Raw genomic sequence first — 13,651 nt, forward strand, 5'->3', positions numbered from 1 at the left:
CAGTCAACCAGCCCCGGCCTCAGCCGCGGCGGCGACACCCGCCGCGGCTGAGGACCCGCCGTCCACAGTCGACCCCCTCAGTCGCTCTCAGTCGACCTCGAGGGTGAGCCAGGCCACCTCGCCGTCACCGAGGGTGATCTCGCTCGCGCCGGCCGGGGCCTCCCCGCCCACGTCGTACGACGTCGCCAGGGTCTCCCCCGCCACGAGCGACTCGTGGGTGCGGGCCGCGGCGAGCACCGCAGGCGTGCCGCCGACGCGCAGCGCGATCCGGTCGGTGACGTCCAGGCCGGTGTCGCGGCGCAGCTGCTGCACCGCACGGACCAGGTCGCGGGCCAGGCCCTCGGTCGCCAGCGCGGGGGTGACCACGGTGTCGAGCACGACGAAGCCGCCGCCGGGCAGCACCGCGGTGGCGCTCTCGCCGCCGGTGTCGGCGGCCACCGTCTCCAGCGTGTACTCGCCCTCGACGAGCGCCAGTCCGCCGGCGGTCACGGTGCCGTCGGCGGCCACCGACCAGTCACCGGACTTGGCGCCCTTGATCGCGGCCTGCACGTCCTTGCCCAGCCGCGGTCCGGCGGCGCGGGCGTTGACGGTGAGCCGCTGCTCGACGCCGAAGCCGGCGGCCTCGTCCGAGCCCGCCGCCACCAGCCGCACGGCCTTGACGTTGAGCTCGTCGGCGATGATCTCGGCGAACGGGGCCAGGGCGGCGGTGTCCTCGACGACCACGGTGAGCTCGGCCAGGGGCAGCCGGTTGCGCAGCCGGGCGGCCTTGCGCAGCGCGGACGTGGTGGAGCAGACCTCGCGCACCGTGTCCATCGCCGCGACCAGGGCGTCGTCGGCGGGCAGCACGCCCGCGTCGGGCCAGTCCGTCAGGTGCACCGAGCGGCCGCCGGTCAGGCCGCGCCACACCTCCTCGGTGGTCAGCGGCAGCAGCGGCGCCACGGCACGGCAGACCACGTCGAGCACGGCGGCGAGGGTCTCGAACGCCTCGGGCCGGCCCTCCCAGAAACGCTCCCGGGAGCGGCGCACGTACCAGTTGGTGAGCACGTCGAGGAAGCCGCGGGTGGTCTCACAGGCGTCCGCGATCGCGTAGGCGTCCAGCTCGGCGGTCATCTGCTCGACGAACTGGCGTGTCTTGGCCAGCAGGTAGCGGTCCAGCGGGTCGGTGCTGGCCAGCGACTCCGGCGAGCCGATCCGGGCGTCGTAGGACTCGGCGTTGGCGTAGAGCGCGAAGAAGTACCAGGTGTTCCAGAGCGGGATCATCACCTGCCGCACGGCGTCGCGGATGCCCTGCTCGGTGACCACCAGGTTGCCGCCGCGCAGGATGGGCGAGGCCATCAGGAACCAGCGCATCGCGTCGGCGCCGTCGCGGTCGAAGACCTCGGAGACGTCGGGGTAGTTGCGCAGCGACTTGCTCATCTTCTGCCCGTCGCTGCCCAGCACGATGCCGTGGCTGATGCAGTTCTTGAAGGCGGGCTTGCCGAAGATGCCGGTGGCCAGCACGTGCAGCGTGTAGAACCAGCCGCGGGTCTGGCCGATGTACTCCACGATGAAGTCGCCCGGGAAGTGCGCCTTCTTCTCGGCCGTGCCGTCGAACCAGTCGGCGTTCTCGAACGGGTAGTGGTTCTGCGCGAAGCTCATCGAGCCGGAGTCGAACCACACGTCGAGGACGTCGGTGACGCGGCGCATGGTGGAGCGCCCCGTCGGGTCGTCGGGGTTCGGCCGGGTCAGGTCGTCGACCCACGGCCGGTGCAGGTCGGGCTCGCCGTCGGCGTTGCGCGGCAGTCGGCCGAAGTCGCGCTCGATCTCGGCGAAGGAGCCGTAGACGTCGATGCGGGGGTAGGCCGGGTCATCGGACTTCCACACCGGCACCGGGGAGCCCCAGAACCGGTTGCGGGTGATCGACCAGTCGCGGGCGTTCTCCAGCCAGCGGCCGAACTGGCCGTCCTTGATGTGCTCGGGCACCCAGTTGATCTGCTGGTTGTTGGCCAGCATCTCCTCCTTGAACGCCGTCACCTCGACGAACCACGACGAGACGCCCTTGTAGATCAGGGGCTCGCGGCAGCGCCAGCAGTGCGGGTAGGAGTGCTCGTAGCTCTCGCGGCGCAGCAGCACGGTGCCCGGGGTGACCGCACCGCGCTCGCCGGCCTCGTCCGCGCCGAGGCCGCGGGTGGCGGCCTTGAGGTGGTCGATGACGTGGGGGTTGGCGTCGAAGACGAGCATGCCGGCGTAGTCGTCGACCGGCGCGGTGAACCTGCCGTCCTTGCCGACCGGCATCACCGCCTCGATGCTCTCGCGGTCGGTGACCTCCTTGTCGACCTCACCGAACGCGCCGGCGGTGTGCACGACACCGGTTCCGTCGGTGGTGGTGACGGCGTCGTCGGCGGCGACCACCCGGAAGGCGTTCTCGTGGCCGAGGTAGTAGCCGAACGGCGGGGTGTAGGTGCGCCCCACCAGGTCCGCGCCCCGGTAGGTGCCCAGGATCGTGAACTCGCCCTCGGCGTCGGCGAGCTCGCGGGCGTACTTGCCCAGCAGCGCCTGCGCCAGCACGTAGCGGGCCTTCTCGTCGGCGCCCGGGACCGGGGCCTCGACGACGACGTAGTCGATGTCGGAGCCGACCATGACCGCGAGGTTCGAGGGCAGGGTCCACGGCGTGGTGGTCCAGATCAGGATCTTGGCGCCGTCCAGCACCGGGTCGGTGCCGGTGTCGTCGAGGGTGAAGCCGACGGTGACCGCGGGGTCCTGACGCGACTTGTAGACGTCGTCGTCCATCCGCAGCTCGTGGTTGGACAGCGGGGTCTCGTCGTTCCAGCAGTAGGGCAGGACGCGGAAGCCTTCGTAGATCCAGCCCTTGTCGTAGAGCTGCTTGAACGCCCAGACGACCGACTCCATGAACTCGGGGTTCATGGTCTTGTAGTCGCCCTCGAAGTCCACCCAGCGCGCCTGCCGGGTGACGTAGGCGCGCCACTCGTCGGCGTACTTCAGCACCGAGGCACGGCAGGCGTCGTTGAACTTGTCGATGCCCATCGCGACGATCTCGTCGGTGGTCTTGATGCCGTTCAGGCGCATCGCCTCGAGCTCGGCCGGCAGGCCGTGGGTGTCCCAGCCGAAGCGGCGCTCGACGCGCTTGCCGCGCATCGTCTGGTAGCGCGGCACGATGTCCTTGACGTAGCCGGTGAGCAGGTGGCCGTAGTGCGGCAGTCCGTTGGCGAACGGCGGGCCGTCGTAGAAGACGAACTCGTCCTCGCCGTGCTCACCGCCGTCGCGCTGGGCGACCGAGGCGCGGAAGGTGTCGTCCTCGGCCCAGTAGGCCAGGACGCGCTCCTCGATCTCGGGGAACCGCGGGGAGCCGGGGACGGCGCCCTGCTCGCTCGTACGGTCGGTGCTGACCTTCGGATAGGTCATCGGGGCCTCGGTCTCCTGCGTCGTCTCAGCTGCGGCATCTACCGCAGGGACGATCCGGCACGGACCGCGGTACCACCCTGCTTGCCCGTCGCGGCGGGTGCCACGACAGACCTCTCCTTCACGGCTGTGACGGGCCTACCCGCCGGGCTCTACTGGGGCTCGCGGACCGCCGGTCCGCTCACCTTTTCTTCCCGGGGCTCGCCGCTGATGACGGCTCGAGCGCCTGTGCCCCCAGCGTACGGCGCGCCGCGGGCGCCGTGCCAATCGGTTCCTCCGCTCAGCAGCCTTGCCCGCCAGCACCCTTGCCGATCAGGTGCTCCGGCCGGTTGGCTGGGGTGGTGAGCGACGAGCTGAGCAACTACCGCGACTACCTCGACCAGTACCGCCAGACCCTGGTGCGCAAGTGCGAGGGACTGACGCCGGCGCAGCTGGCCACCCGGTCGGTGCCGCCGAGCAGCATGAGCCTGCTCGGCATGGTGCGCCACCTCGCCCGCGTGGAGCACTTCTGGTTCTGCCGTGCGCTGAGCTCCAGCGACGGTCCGCGGATCTACGACGACGGTGACGCGGGCTTCGCCGACGTGGTGGCCACCGACGAGGCGGTGGCCGAGGCCTTCGCCGAGTGGCGCGCCCAGGTGGCGCTCGGCGACGCCCTGCTCGACACGCTCGTCGGCACCGACCTGGGCAGGGAGGTCACCTTCCGGCGCGGCACCGAGACCGCCACCGTGCGCGACATCCTGGTGCACCTGATCGAGGAGTACGCCCGCCACTGCGGGCACGCCGACCTGCTGCGCGAGTGCCTGGACGGCGTCACCGGCGAGTGAGCCGGAGGCGCCGACGGACGCGATGAGCGCGCCGGGCAGGATGTGCCGGTGAGCTACCTCCTCGACGACGCCGTCGCCTCCGTGCCGTTGGGCCAGGGCCGGCACCGGGTCCGGATCACCGACGACTGGAACACCGCCAACGGCACCCCCAACGGCGGCTACGTGCTGGCGCTGCTGCAGCACGCCGCGACGGCCGAGTCCGTCCACCCGGACCCGCTGAGCATCGCGGTGACCTACTTCCGTCCCGCCCTGCCCGGGGACGCCGAGATCAGCGTCCGCGAAGTGCGCCGGGGCCGCCGCGTCTCGACGTACGACGCCACGCTGGTCCAGGACGGCAAGGAGATCGCGCACGCGGTGCTCAGCACCCACGACTGGGACACCGCCGGTGCGGTGGAGCACGTGCCGCACGTCGCCCCCGACGTGCCGGGACCGTTGGAGTGTGCCGACACCAGCTCGCTCATCCCGGCCGGGGCGTTCCCGATCCTGGACCGCTACACCTACCGCGCGCCGCAGGCGCCGGGGTGGCTCGTCGGGCAGCCCAGCGGCGTCACCGAGGGCACCTGCTGGCTCCGCGCCGCGGACGGGCGCCCCGTCGACGCGCTGCTCGCCGGCGCCATGGTCGACGCGTTCCCGCCGGTGACCGCCGAGATCGGCCACCTGGCCTCAGCCACCATCCAGCTGACGGTGCACTACCGGCGCCGCCCGGAGACGCTCTGGGCGCTCGGGCACGTGGTGACCCGGCACGTCATCGCGGGCTACCACGACGAGGACGTCGAGCTGTGGGACGAGCAGGGTCGCCTGGTCGCCCAGAGCCGCCAGCTGGCGATCCTGGCCGCTGGCTGAAGCGACCCGCGACACCCCTAGAATCAGTGCCCGTGACTGCTGCCTGGGGCTTCGGCCTGACCACCTATGCCGCCGACCAGACCGTCCTGGACACCTGGTTCCCCGCCCCCGCGCTGGGCGAGAAGCCCGCGGACGTCGAGGCGCCGGCCGAGCTGGTCGCGCTGACCGGCGCGGACGCCGCACGCGGCGTGACCCGGCAGGTGATCCTCGTCGAGATCGCGGACCTGGGCGCCGCGCCGACCAGCACCGCGGAGGTCTGGCTGCGCCTGCACCTGCTCTCCCACCGCCTCGTCGCCCCGCACGGACAGAGCCTGGACGGCATCTTCGGCCTGCTCACCAACGTGGTGTGGACCTCCGCCGGCCCGTGCGCCGTCGAGGGCTTCGAGGCCACCCGGGCCCGGCTGCAGGCCGATGGCCGGCACGTCAGCGTCTACGGCGTGGACAAGTTCCCCCGCATGGTCGACTACGTGCTGCCCACCGGGGTCCGCATCGCCGACGCCGACCGGGTCCGCCTCGGCGCGCACCTGGCCGAGGGCACCACGGTGATGCACGAGGGCTTCGTGAACTTCAACGCCGGCACCCTGGGCGCCTCGATGGTGGAGGGCCGGATCTCGGCCGGTGTCGTCGTCGGCGACGGCTCCGACATCGGCGGCGGCGCCTCGATCATGGGCACCCTGTCCGGCGGCGGCAAGCAGGTCATCTCGATCGGCGAGCGCTGCCTGCTGGGCGCCAACGCCGGCATCGGCATCTCGCTCGGCGACGACTGCGTGGTCGAGGCCGGCTGCTACGTCACCGCGGGCACCAAGGTCACCGTGCTCCAGCCCGGCGAGGAGGCACGCGTGGTCAAGGCCGCCGAGCTGTCGGGGGCGAGCAACGTGCTCTTCCGCCGCAACTCCGTCACCGGCGCGGTCGAGGCGACCGGCTGGCAGGGCCACGGCATCGCGCTGAACGCCGACCTGCACGCCAACTGACGGCGCCGACCCCCTGCGTCCGGTTGCGTCCGCGGCTCGAGGCGATGAGGCCCCTCACCGCCCCGACCGCACACTGGTCCTCGTGAGAAAGCGCTTCACGGCCGTCCTCGTCGGCCTCGTGGTGCTCGCGGTGGTCGTCGCCATCGGCATCGCGGTGCTCCGGGTGACCGACGAGCTCGTCGGCGGCCCCAGCGGCGACTGCACCGTCACCGTCGGCGACCACACCGTCGAGCTGTCCGGGGAGCAGGCCGAGAACGCCGCGCTCATCGCCGCGATCGGCGTACGACGCGGCCTGCCGGCCCGCGCGGTCTCGATCGCGCTCGCCACGGCGTACCAGGAGTCGAAGATCGAGAACATCGACTACGGCGACCGCGACTCCGTCGGGCTGTTCCAGCAGCGGCCCTCCCAGGGCTGGGGCACCACCGAGGAGCTGCTCGACCCCGTCTACGCCACCAACGCGTTCTACGACGCGCTGGAGAAGATCGACGGCTACGAGAAGATGGAGATCACCGTCGCCGCGCAGCGGGTGCAGCGCTCGGCGTTCCCGGACGCCTACGCCGACCACGAGGAGGACGGCCGGGCGCTGGCCTCCGCGCTGACCGGCAACTCCCCCGCGACGTTCACCTGCGACCTCGACGGCGGCGCCCCCTCGGCCGACGACGCACTGACCCCGAACGGGCTGACCCCGCGCGCGGACGCGGTGCGCAAGGACCTGCTGGCGCGGTTCGGCCGGCTCTCGCTCGGCGGTTTCGACCCGGACGGCGTCAGCTCGGGGCACATGGAGGGCTCCGCGCACTACGCCGGTCGGGCGATCGACATCTTCTTCCGTCCGGTCAACAAGGCCAACCGCACCAAGGGCTGGGCCGTCGCGCACTACCTGGTCGCCAACGCCGACCGGCTCGACGTGCGCACGGTCATCTTCGACGACCGGATCTGGACCGCCGGCCGCGACGGCTGGCGCGACTACGACCCGCCGTCCTCGGCCGGTGACCGGGACATCCTCGAGCACCGCGACCACGTGCACGTCGACGTGTTCGCCTGAGCCCTCCGCCCCAGCGGGTGAGGCGGCTCAGCAGGTGAGGCGGCTCAGCAGGTGAGGCGGCTCAGCGGGTGAGGCGGGCGACGGCGGCGTCGATCCGCTCGTCGGTGGCGGTCAGCCCGATCCGCACGTGGTGAGAGCCGGCGGGACCGTAGAACACCCCCGGGGCGACCAGGATCCCCTGGGCGGCGAGCTCGGCGACGAGCTGCCAGGCGTCGGGACCCTCAGGGCCCTTCGTGGTCCACAGGTACAGCGAGGCCTCGGAGTGCTCGATGGTGTAGCCGGCGGCCTCCAGCGCGGCGCGCAACCGGGCGCGCCGGCTGCGGTAGCGCTCGTGCTGCTCGGCGACGTGGGTCTCGTCGGCGAGCACGGCCGCCATCACCCGCTGCTGCGGGTCGGGCATCATCAGGCCGAGGTTCTTGCGCACCGCCAGCAGCTCCGCGATCACCGCACGGTCACCGGCGACGAAGCCGCAGCGGTAGCCGGCGAGGTTGGAGCGCTTGGACAGCGAGTGCACGACCAGGATCCCCTCGGCGCTGCCGCCGCACACGTCCGGGTGCAGGACCGAGTAGGCCTCGCCCTCCCAGACGCAGTCGAGGTAGCACTCGTCGGAGACGAGCAGCACGCCGCGCTCGCGGCACCAGTCCACGACCTTGCGCAGGTGCTCGAGCGGCAGCACCCGTCCCGAGGGGTTGGACGGCGAGTTGAGCCACAGCAGGCTGGGGGTCCGGGGGCCGAACGCGGTCAGCGAGTCGGTCGCGAGCGCCTCGGCCCCGACCAGGGCGGCACCGACCTCGTAGGTCGGGTAGGCCAGCTCGGGGTAGCCGATCAGGTCGCCGGGACCGAGACCGAGGTGCAGTGCCAGGCTGGCGATGAGCTCCTTGGTGCCCACCACCGGCAGCACCTGGTCGATGCCCAGGCCGGTGACGCCGTGGGTGCCGGCCAGCCAGTCGACCGCCGCCTGGCGCACCTGCGGCACGCCCACGGTCACCGGGTAGCCGTGGGCGTCCGAGGCCGCCGCCAGCGCGGCCCGCGCCACCTCGGGGGTCGGGTCGACCGGCGTGCCGATCGACAGGTCGACGATCCCGTCGGGGTGGGCGCGCGCCTGCTCGGCGTACGGCGCCAGCTTGTCCCAGGGGAAGTCCGGCAACCGTCCCGAGACGGGCCGAGCAGGGTGGGGCACGGTGTGGCTCAGTGGTCCTGGTTCTGCGGCTCGAGGGCGGCGATGAAGTCGGCGTCCTTGTCGATCTCGCCGAGCTTCGCGGCGCCACCGGGCGAGCCGAGGTCGTCGAAGAACTTCACGTTGGCGTCGTAGTACGCCTTCCACTCCTCCGGGACGTCGTCCTCGTAGAAGATGGCCTCGACCGGGCAGACCGGCTCGCAGGCGCCACAGTCCACGCACTCGTCGGGGTGGATGTAGAGCATCCGCTTGCCTTCGTAGATGCAGTCGACGGGGCACTCGTCGACACAGGCGCGGTCCTTGACATCAACGCACGGCTGCGAGATGACGTAGGTCATCGATTCCTCCTGGCCAGGACAACGGCTCGGGGCCGACACGAAAGTGTTTCGCGGTGGGCTCACCCTAGTATCCCGCAGGTGGACGACGCGCGCAGACCCCCGGAATCTGGACAGCACCTGCTCGGCCCCCACGTCGTGGGGCAGCGGGTCGTGGTGCGCCGGGTGCTGCGCGGGCAGAGAGGGCCGAGCGGCGGCCCGGCGTTCACCGACCTGCTCGGGGTGTGCCTGTCGTGGGCCGAGGGCTCCTGCGTGGTGCAGCCCGAGGACGGTCCCGCCGTCGAGATCGCGCTGGCCGACATCGTCTCCGGCAAGCCGGTGCCGCCACGCCCACCCGTGCGGCACCGGGTGAGCGCCCGCGAGGCGGAGGCGCACACCGGCGCGCTGTGGCCCGGCCTGGAGCGGGTGCCGCTCGGGGACTGGGAGCTGCGCTCCGCGCCCGTGCTCGGAGCCCGCTTGGTCAAGCGCGCCAACTCGTGCCTGGCGATGGGCGAGCCGGGCGTGCCGGCGCCGGAGGCGGTAGCCGCCGTCCGCGCCTTCTACGCCGCCCGCGACCGGCCCCCGCTGGCGCAGGTCGAGCCGGGCACGCCGGCGGAGGAGGCGTTCGTGGCGGCCGGCTGGCAGCCGGTCGCCGGCGGGGACGCCGAGCTGTGGCTGGCCTCGGTGTCGCGGGTACGGCGCGCGCTGCGGGCCCGCGGTGTGCCCGCGCGGGCGCCGCAGGTGGAGCTCGAGGTCTCCGGCGAGGTCGCCGCGGCGTCGGTGGGCACCGGCTGTGACCCACTCGCGGAGGGCCGCGCAAGCGTCGACGGTGACTGGGTCGGCCTGCACGCACTGAGCGTCGAGCCCGCCCACCGCCGCCGCGGGCTGGGGACCGCCGTGGTCGGCGAGCTCCTCGACTGGGCCGCCGAGCGGGGCGCGATGACCGCCTGGCTGCACGTCGAGGTGGACAACACTCCGGCCCAGGGCCTGTGGCGCGCGCTCGGCTTCAGCGCGCACCACGCCTGCCGCTACTACGCGCCGCCTGCTTCCGCTGCACCCGGCTCCGAGACAACCGGCTCCGAGACAACCGGCTCCGAGGCACCCAGCTCCGCCAGCGCCTCGCCGGTCAGCCGGTAGGTGCTCCACCCCGCCAGCGGCCGGGCGCCCAGGGCCCGGTAGAAGGCGATCGACGGCTCGTTCCAGTCCAGCACCGCCCACTCCACCCGGCGGTAGCCGCGCTGCACGGCGATCCGGGCCAGGGAGACCAGCAGCGCCCGGCCCAGGCCCGCGCCGCGGTGCGCCGGGTCGACGTACAGGTCCTCCAGGTGCAGGCCCGGCACGCCGGTCCAGGTGGAGTAGGTGCGGAACCACAGGGCCAGGCCGACGACCTGCTCGTCGACCTCGGCGACCAGCACGCTGGCGACCGGGTCGTCGCCGAACACCCAGCGGTGCAGGTCGTCCTCGCTGGCCTCGACGGCGTCGGGCTCACGCTCGTAGGCGGCCAGGTCGCGGATCAGTCGCAGGATCGCCGGCACGTCGCCGGGTGTGGCCTCCCGGACGCCGGGCGGCAGCTCGGTGCCGGCGGGCGCGGCCTCAGCCACGGGCGAGGAACATCAGCAGGTCGTGGCGGGTGAGCACCCCCACCGGCTTGCCGTCCTCGTGCACCAGCACCGCGTCGGCGGACTCCAGCAGCGGCACGGCCGCCGTGGCGTCCTCGCTGGAGCCGATGGTGGGCAGCGGCTCCGACATGTGCTGCTCGACGGGGTCGGTCAGCTTCGCCTTGCCGGTGAACAGCGCGTCGAGCAGCGCTCGCTCCGAGACCGACCCGGCCACCTCGGCGGCCACGATCGGCGGCTCGGCGCGCACGACGGGCATCTGGGAGACGGCGTACTCCTGCAGGATCGCGACCGCCTCGGCGATCGTCTCCGCCGGGTGGGTGTGCACCAGCGCCGGCAGGCCGGCGGTCTTGGTGTGCAGCACCTCCCCGACCGTGCGGTGCGGGGTGGGCTGGCCGGTGCTGAAGCCGTACTGCGCCAGCCAGTCGTCGTTGAACAGCTTGCTCAGGTAGCCGCGCCCGGAGTCGGGCAGCAGCACGACGATGATCGCGTCGCGCTGCCCGGCCTCGGCGAGCTCGTGCGCCAGCTGGCGAGCAGCGAACGCCGCCATCCCGGAGGAGCCGCCGACCAGCATCGCCTCCTCGCGCGCGAGGCGGCGGGTGAAGGCGAAGGAGTCCGCGTCGGAGACCTCGATGACCCGGTCGGCCACGTCGCGGTCGTAGGTGTCGGGCCAGAAGTCCTCCCCCACGCCCTCGACGAGGTAGGGCCGCCCGGTGCCGCCGGAGTAGACCGAGCCGGAGGGGTCGGCGCCGACGACCTGCACCTGGGGGTTCTGCTCCTTGAGGTAGCGCCCCACGCCGCTGATCGTGCCGCCGGTGCCCATGCCGGTGACGAAGTGGGTGATCCGGCCCTCGGTCTGGCGCCAGATCTCGGGCCCGGTCTCCTCGTAGTGCGAGCGCGGGTTGTTCGGGTTGGAGTACTGGTCGGGCTTCCAGGCGCCCGGCTGCGAGGCGAGGCGGTCGGAGACGTTGTAGTAGGAGTCGGGGTGCTCCGGGGCGACCGCGGTCGGGCAGACCACGACCTCGGCGCCGTAGGCACGCAGCACGTTGCGCTTGTCCTCGCTGACCTTGTCGGGGCAGACGAAGATGCACTGGTAGCCCTTCTGCTGGGCCACCATCGCCAGGCCGACGCCGGTGTTGCCCGAGGTCGGCTCCACGATCGTGCCGCCCGGCTTCAGCGCACCGGAGGCCTCCGCCGCCTCGATCATCCGGGTGGCGATGCGGTCCTTCACCGAGCCGCCGGGGTTGAGGTACTCGACCTTCGCCAGCACCAGCGGCCCGTCCCCGGGCAGGTCGAGCGACTTGTTCAACCGCACGAGCGGGGTGTTTCCGATGAGTTGCAGCAGTGAGTCGACGTACTCCATGGCCTCACCGTATCCATCGCGGCGCAGGCCCACGTCCTAGAGTTGCCCGCGTGAGCAAAGCCGGAGCCGCCCGCAAGCTGGCCGCCGCCGCCCTGTATGGCGGAGGCGGGCTGTCCGCCCTCGGAGCCGGCCTCTACGGCGTGTTGAGCGCCGAGGCCCGCCTGGCGCGCAAGGCCATCGGACCGCAGATGGAGGACCCGCCGCCGGACGCCACCGGCTGGTACGGCCGCGGCAAGCCCGGCCCGGCGATCAGGATCGCGCTGCTGGGCGACTCGATCGCCGCGGGCTACGGCGTGGAGCGCGTCGAGCAGACCCCCGGGGCGCTGCTCGCCAGCGCGGTCGCCGAGCACGCCGGCCGGCGCGTCTACCTCAAGCAGCTGGCGGTGGTGGGGGCACGCTCCTCCGACCTCGCCGCACAGATCGACCGGGCGCTGGCGATCGAGCCCGACGTCACGATCATCTCGATCGGCGGCAACGACGTCACCCACACCGTGCGGCCCTCGCACTCGGTGCGCGACCTCGCCGAGGGGGTGCGCCGCGTGGTCGACGCCCGCGGCCAGGTCGTCGTCGCCACCTGCCCGGACCTGGGCACCGTGCAGCCGATCGCTCCCCCGCTGCGCCAGATCGCGCGCGCCTGGTCGCGACGGCTGGCCGCCGCCCAGACCGTGGTCGCCATCGAGGAGGGCGCGCGGACGGTGTCGCTGGGCGACATCCTCGGCCCCGAGTTCGCGGCCGCGCCCGCGCTGCTGTTCGGCCCGGACCAGTTCCACCCCTCCGCCGACGGCTACCGGGCCTACGTCGGGGTGCTGATCCCCTCCGTGCTGGCCGCACTGGACCAGGAGGCGGCCGAGGAGGCCGTGCTGGAGGCGTTCCGCGGCGAGGGTGTGCTGCCCGTCATCCGGGCCGCGATCGAGGCCGTCAACCACCCCGGCACCGAGCTCGGCGGCACCGAGGTCGCCGGCCGCCGCACCGGCGTGCGCGGGCTCTGGGTCGAGCTGCGGCACCGCCGCTCGCGCGGCACCGTCCCCGCCGAGGCGCCCGAGCGCTCCGAGCAGGCCGCGGAGCAGACTCTCGAGCAGCCGGGTGGGCGGCCGGGCGAGCCCTCGACCGACGAGGGCGAGGCCAAGGCTGCGGGCTGAGCGCTGCGCCCAGGACGCACGAAGCCCCGCCGGCCGAGGGCCGACGGGGCTTCGTCGCGAAGGCGCAGAGCGCCCGGTGATCAGTCCTGCTGCAGGATCGCGAGGATGCGCAGCAGGTTGGTGTAGATCCAGACCAGGCTGACCAGCAGGCCGAACGAGGCACGCCAGGACTCACGCTCCGGCACGCCGTTGGCGATGCCCTGCTCGACGAAGTCGAAGTCGAGGATCAGCATGAGCACACCGAGCACCAGGCCGGCGACGGCGAACAGCAGGCCCATCCCGCCGAAGCCGAAGAGGCCCAGGTCCGCGCTGAACAGGCTGAGGACGATCTCCATCAGGCCGAGGGCCACCATGCCGAACATCGCCGCGACGACGAACGTGCGGAACTTGTTGCCGACCTTGATGTTGAGGAACTTGTACGCCGCCAGGGTGCCCGCGAACGCCGCGAACGTGCCGACGATGGCCTGCAGCACGATCCCGCCGAAGGCGGAGTCGGGCGTGGTGAACAGCGCGTCGTACAGCTTGCTCAGCGCACCCAGCGCGACGCCCTCGGCGACGGCGAAGGCGATGACCAGCGCCGGGCTGATGACCCGCTTGAACGAGTTGACCAGCGAGAGGACGAACGCGACGCCGGCACCCAGCAGCGCGGCGGCACCGATGGCGCTGATCGCGGACTGGTCCTCGACCGACGGGGTCAGGAACCACGTGGCCGCGGCGGCGACGAGCACGACGCCGAGCGTGATCGCGGTCGACTGCACCACCGAGTCGATCGTCATCCGTCGTCCGGCGGGCGGCGCCTCGGGCGTGGCGTACCCGGGCTGGTTGTATCCGTCGTACTGAGGCTGGCCGAAGCCCTGGTAGGCGGCGGCGCCGGAGCGGTTGAACTCCTCCGAACGCCGGAACACCGGGTTGTTGCTCTGCATGATCTCCTCCGCAGGCTTGCGAGTCGGTCGAGGGCACCCA

12 protein-coding genes are annotated in these 13,651 nt (G+C 72.6%); 6 read left to right on the top strand and 6 right to left on the bottom strand.

All coding sequences use genetic code 11. The features are described 5' to 3' along the window. Window positions 1-87 precede the first annotated feature (87 nt). On the bottom strand, window positions 88-3,402 hold the full coding sequence (gene ileS / locus KG111_RS12575; protein WP_205291983.1) for an isoleucine--tRNA ligase: 3,315 nt from the start codon (window positions 3,400-3,402) through the stop codon (window positions 88-90). Window positions 3,403-3,740: 338 nt separating this feature from the next. Here ileS and KG111_RS12580 point away from each other — a divergent pair, with 338 nt between their 5' ends. The 4 genes from KG111_RS12580 to KG111_RS12595 all read left to right on the top strand — a co-directional run bounded on the left by KG111_RS12580 (window position 3,741) and on the right by KG111_RS12595 (window position 7,079). Continuing rightward, window positions 3,741-4,223 (top strand): DinB family protein, encoded by a 483-nt coding sequence (locus tag KG111_RS12580; protein WP_249666121.1) that lies wholly within the window; start codon window positions 3,741-3,743, stop codon window positions 4,221-4,223. Between the two features lie 48 nt (window positions 4,224-4,271). Then, window positions 4,272-5,066: a thioesterase family protein gene (locus tag KG111_RS12585; RefSeq protein ID WP_205291984.1), complete on the top strand. Its 795-nt coding sequence runs from the start codon at window positions 4,272-4,274 to the stop codon at window positions 5,064-5,066. 32 nt (window positions 5,067-5,098) lie between these two features. Beyond that, a complete protein-coding gene (gene dapD, locus KG111_RS12590; protein WP_205291985.1) occupies window positions 5,099-6,037 on the top strand; it encodes a 2,3,4,5-tetrahydropyridine-2,6-dicarboxylate N-succinyltransferase in 939 nt (312 codons plus the stop codon). A gap of 82 nt (window positions 6,038-6,119) precedes the next feature. Further along, window positions 6,120-7,079 carry a VldE C-terminal domain-containing protein gene (locus KG111_RS12595; protein WP_205291986.1) on the top strand — a complete coding sequence of 320 codons (960 nt, stop codon included), beginning with the start codon at window positions 6,120-6,122 and terminating at the stop codon, window positions 7,077-7,079. Window positions 7,080-7,140: 61 nt separating this feature from the next. Here KG111_RS12595 and dapC read toward each other — a convergent pair whose 3' ends face one another. Both dapC and fdxA read right to left on the bottom strand, forming a co-directional pair. After that, complete coding sequence (gene dapC, locus KG111_RS12600; RefSeq protein ID WP_213449994.1) at window positions 7,141-8,259, bottom strand: succinyldiaminopimelate transaminase; 1,119 nt, start codon at window positions 8,257-8,259, stop codon at window positions 7,141-7,143. Between the two features lie 8 nt (window positions 8,260-8,267). Beyond that, window positions 8,268-8,594 carry a ferredoxin gene (gene fdxA / locus KG111_RS12605; RefSeq protein ID WP_205291987.1) on the bottom strand — a complete coding sequence of 109 codons (327 nt, stop codon included), beginning with the start codon at window positions 8,592-8,594 and terminating at the stop codon, window positions 8,268-8,270. Between the two features lie 78 nt (window positions 8,595-8,672). On the opposite strand from fdxA, the gene KG111_RS12610 reads away from it, so the two are divergent. Continuing rightward, a complete protein-coding gene (locus tag KG111_RS12610; RefSeq protein WP_205291988.1) occupies window positions 8,673-9,707 on the top strand; it encodes a GNAT family N-acetyltransferase in 1,035 nt (344 codons plus the stop codon). On the opposite strand, the gene KG111_RS12615 is transcribed toward KG111_RS12610, so the two are convergent. Together KG111_RS12615 and KG111_RS12620 are read right to left on the bottom strand one after the other, a co-directional pair. Beyond that, window positions 9,602-10,171: a GNAT family N-acetyltransferase gene (locus KG111_RS12615; protein ID WP_249666122.1), complete on the bottom strand. Its 570-nt coding sequence runs from the start codon at window positions 10,169-10,171 to the stop codon at window positions 9,602-9,604. The two genes, KG111_RS12610 and KG111_RS12615, sit on opposite strands and share 106 nt — an antisense overlap. Then, on the bottom strand, window positions 10,164-11,549 hold the full coding sequence (locus KG111_RS12620) for a cystathionine beta-synthase (protein ID WP_205291989.1): 1,386 nt from the start codon (window positions 11,547-11,549) through the stop codon (window positions 10,164-10,166). Before KG111_RS12620 ends, KG111_RS12615 begins: the two co-directional genes overlap by 8 nt. Window positions 11,550-11,599: 50 nt before the next feature. On the opposite strand from KG111_RS12620, the gene KG111_RS12625 reads away from it, so the two are divergent. Next, window positions 11,600-12,688, top strand: a complete 1,089-nt coding sequence (locus tag KG111_RS12625; protein WP_205291990.1) for an SGNH/GDSL hydrolase family protein — start codon at window positions 11,600-11,602, stop codon at window positions 12,686-12,688. An 80-nt stretch (window positions 12,689-12,768) separates the two neighbouring features. Here KG111_RS12625 and KG111_RS12630 read toward each other — a convergent pair whose 3' ends face one another. Then, window positions 12,769-13,611, bottom strand: a complete 843-nt coding sequence (locus KG111_RS12630) for a Bax inhibitor-1/YccA family protein (RefSeq protein ID WP_205291991.1) — start codon at window positions 13,609-13,611, stop codon at window positions 12,769-12,771. Window positions 13,612-13,651: the final 40 nt, after the last annotated feature.

It is taken from the genome of Nocardioides faecalis, from assembly GCF_018388425.1.
Taxonomy (GTDB): domain Bacteria; phylum Actinomycetota; class Actinomycetes; order Propionibacteriales; family Nocardioidaceae; genus Nocardioides; species Nocardioides faecalis.

What these genes read in the sequence shown, in the direction of transcription:
- ileS (WP_205291983.1), bottom strand. Translation starts at nt 3,402, where the DNA reads ATGACCTATCCGAAGGTCAGCACCGACCGTACGAGCGAGCAGGGCGCC.
- fdxA (WP_205291987.1), bottom strand. Translation starts at nt 8,594, where the DNA reads ATGACCTACGTCATCTCGCAGCCGTGCGTTGATGTCAAGGACCGCGCC.
- KG111_RS12620 (WP_205291989.1), bottom strand. Translation starts at nt 11,549, where the DNA reads ATGGAGTACGTCGACTCACTGCTGCAACTCATCGGAAACACCCCGCTC.
- KG111_RS12630 (WP_205291991.1), bottom strand. Translation starts at nt 13,611, where the DNA reads ATGCAGAGCAACAACCCGGTGTTCCGGCGTTCGGAGGAGTTCAACCGC.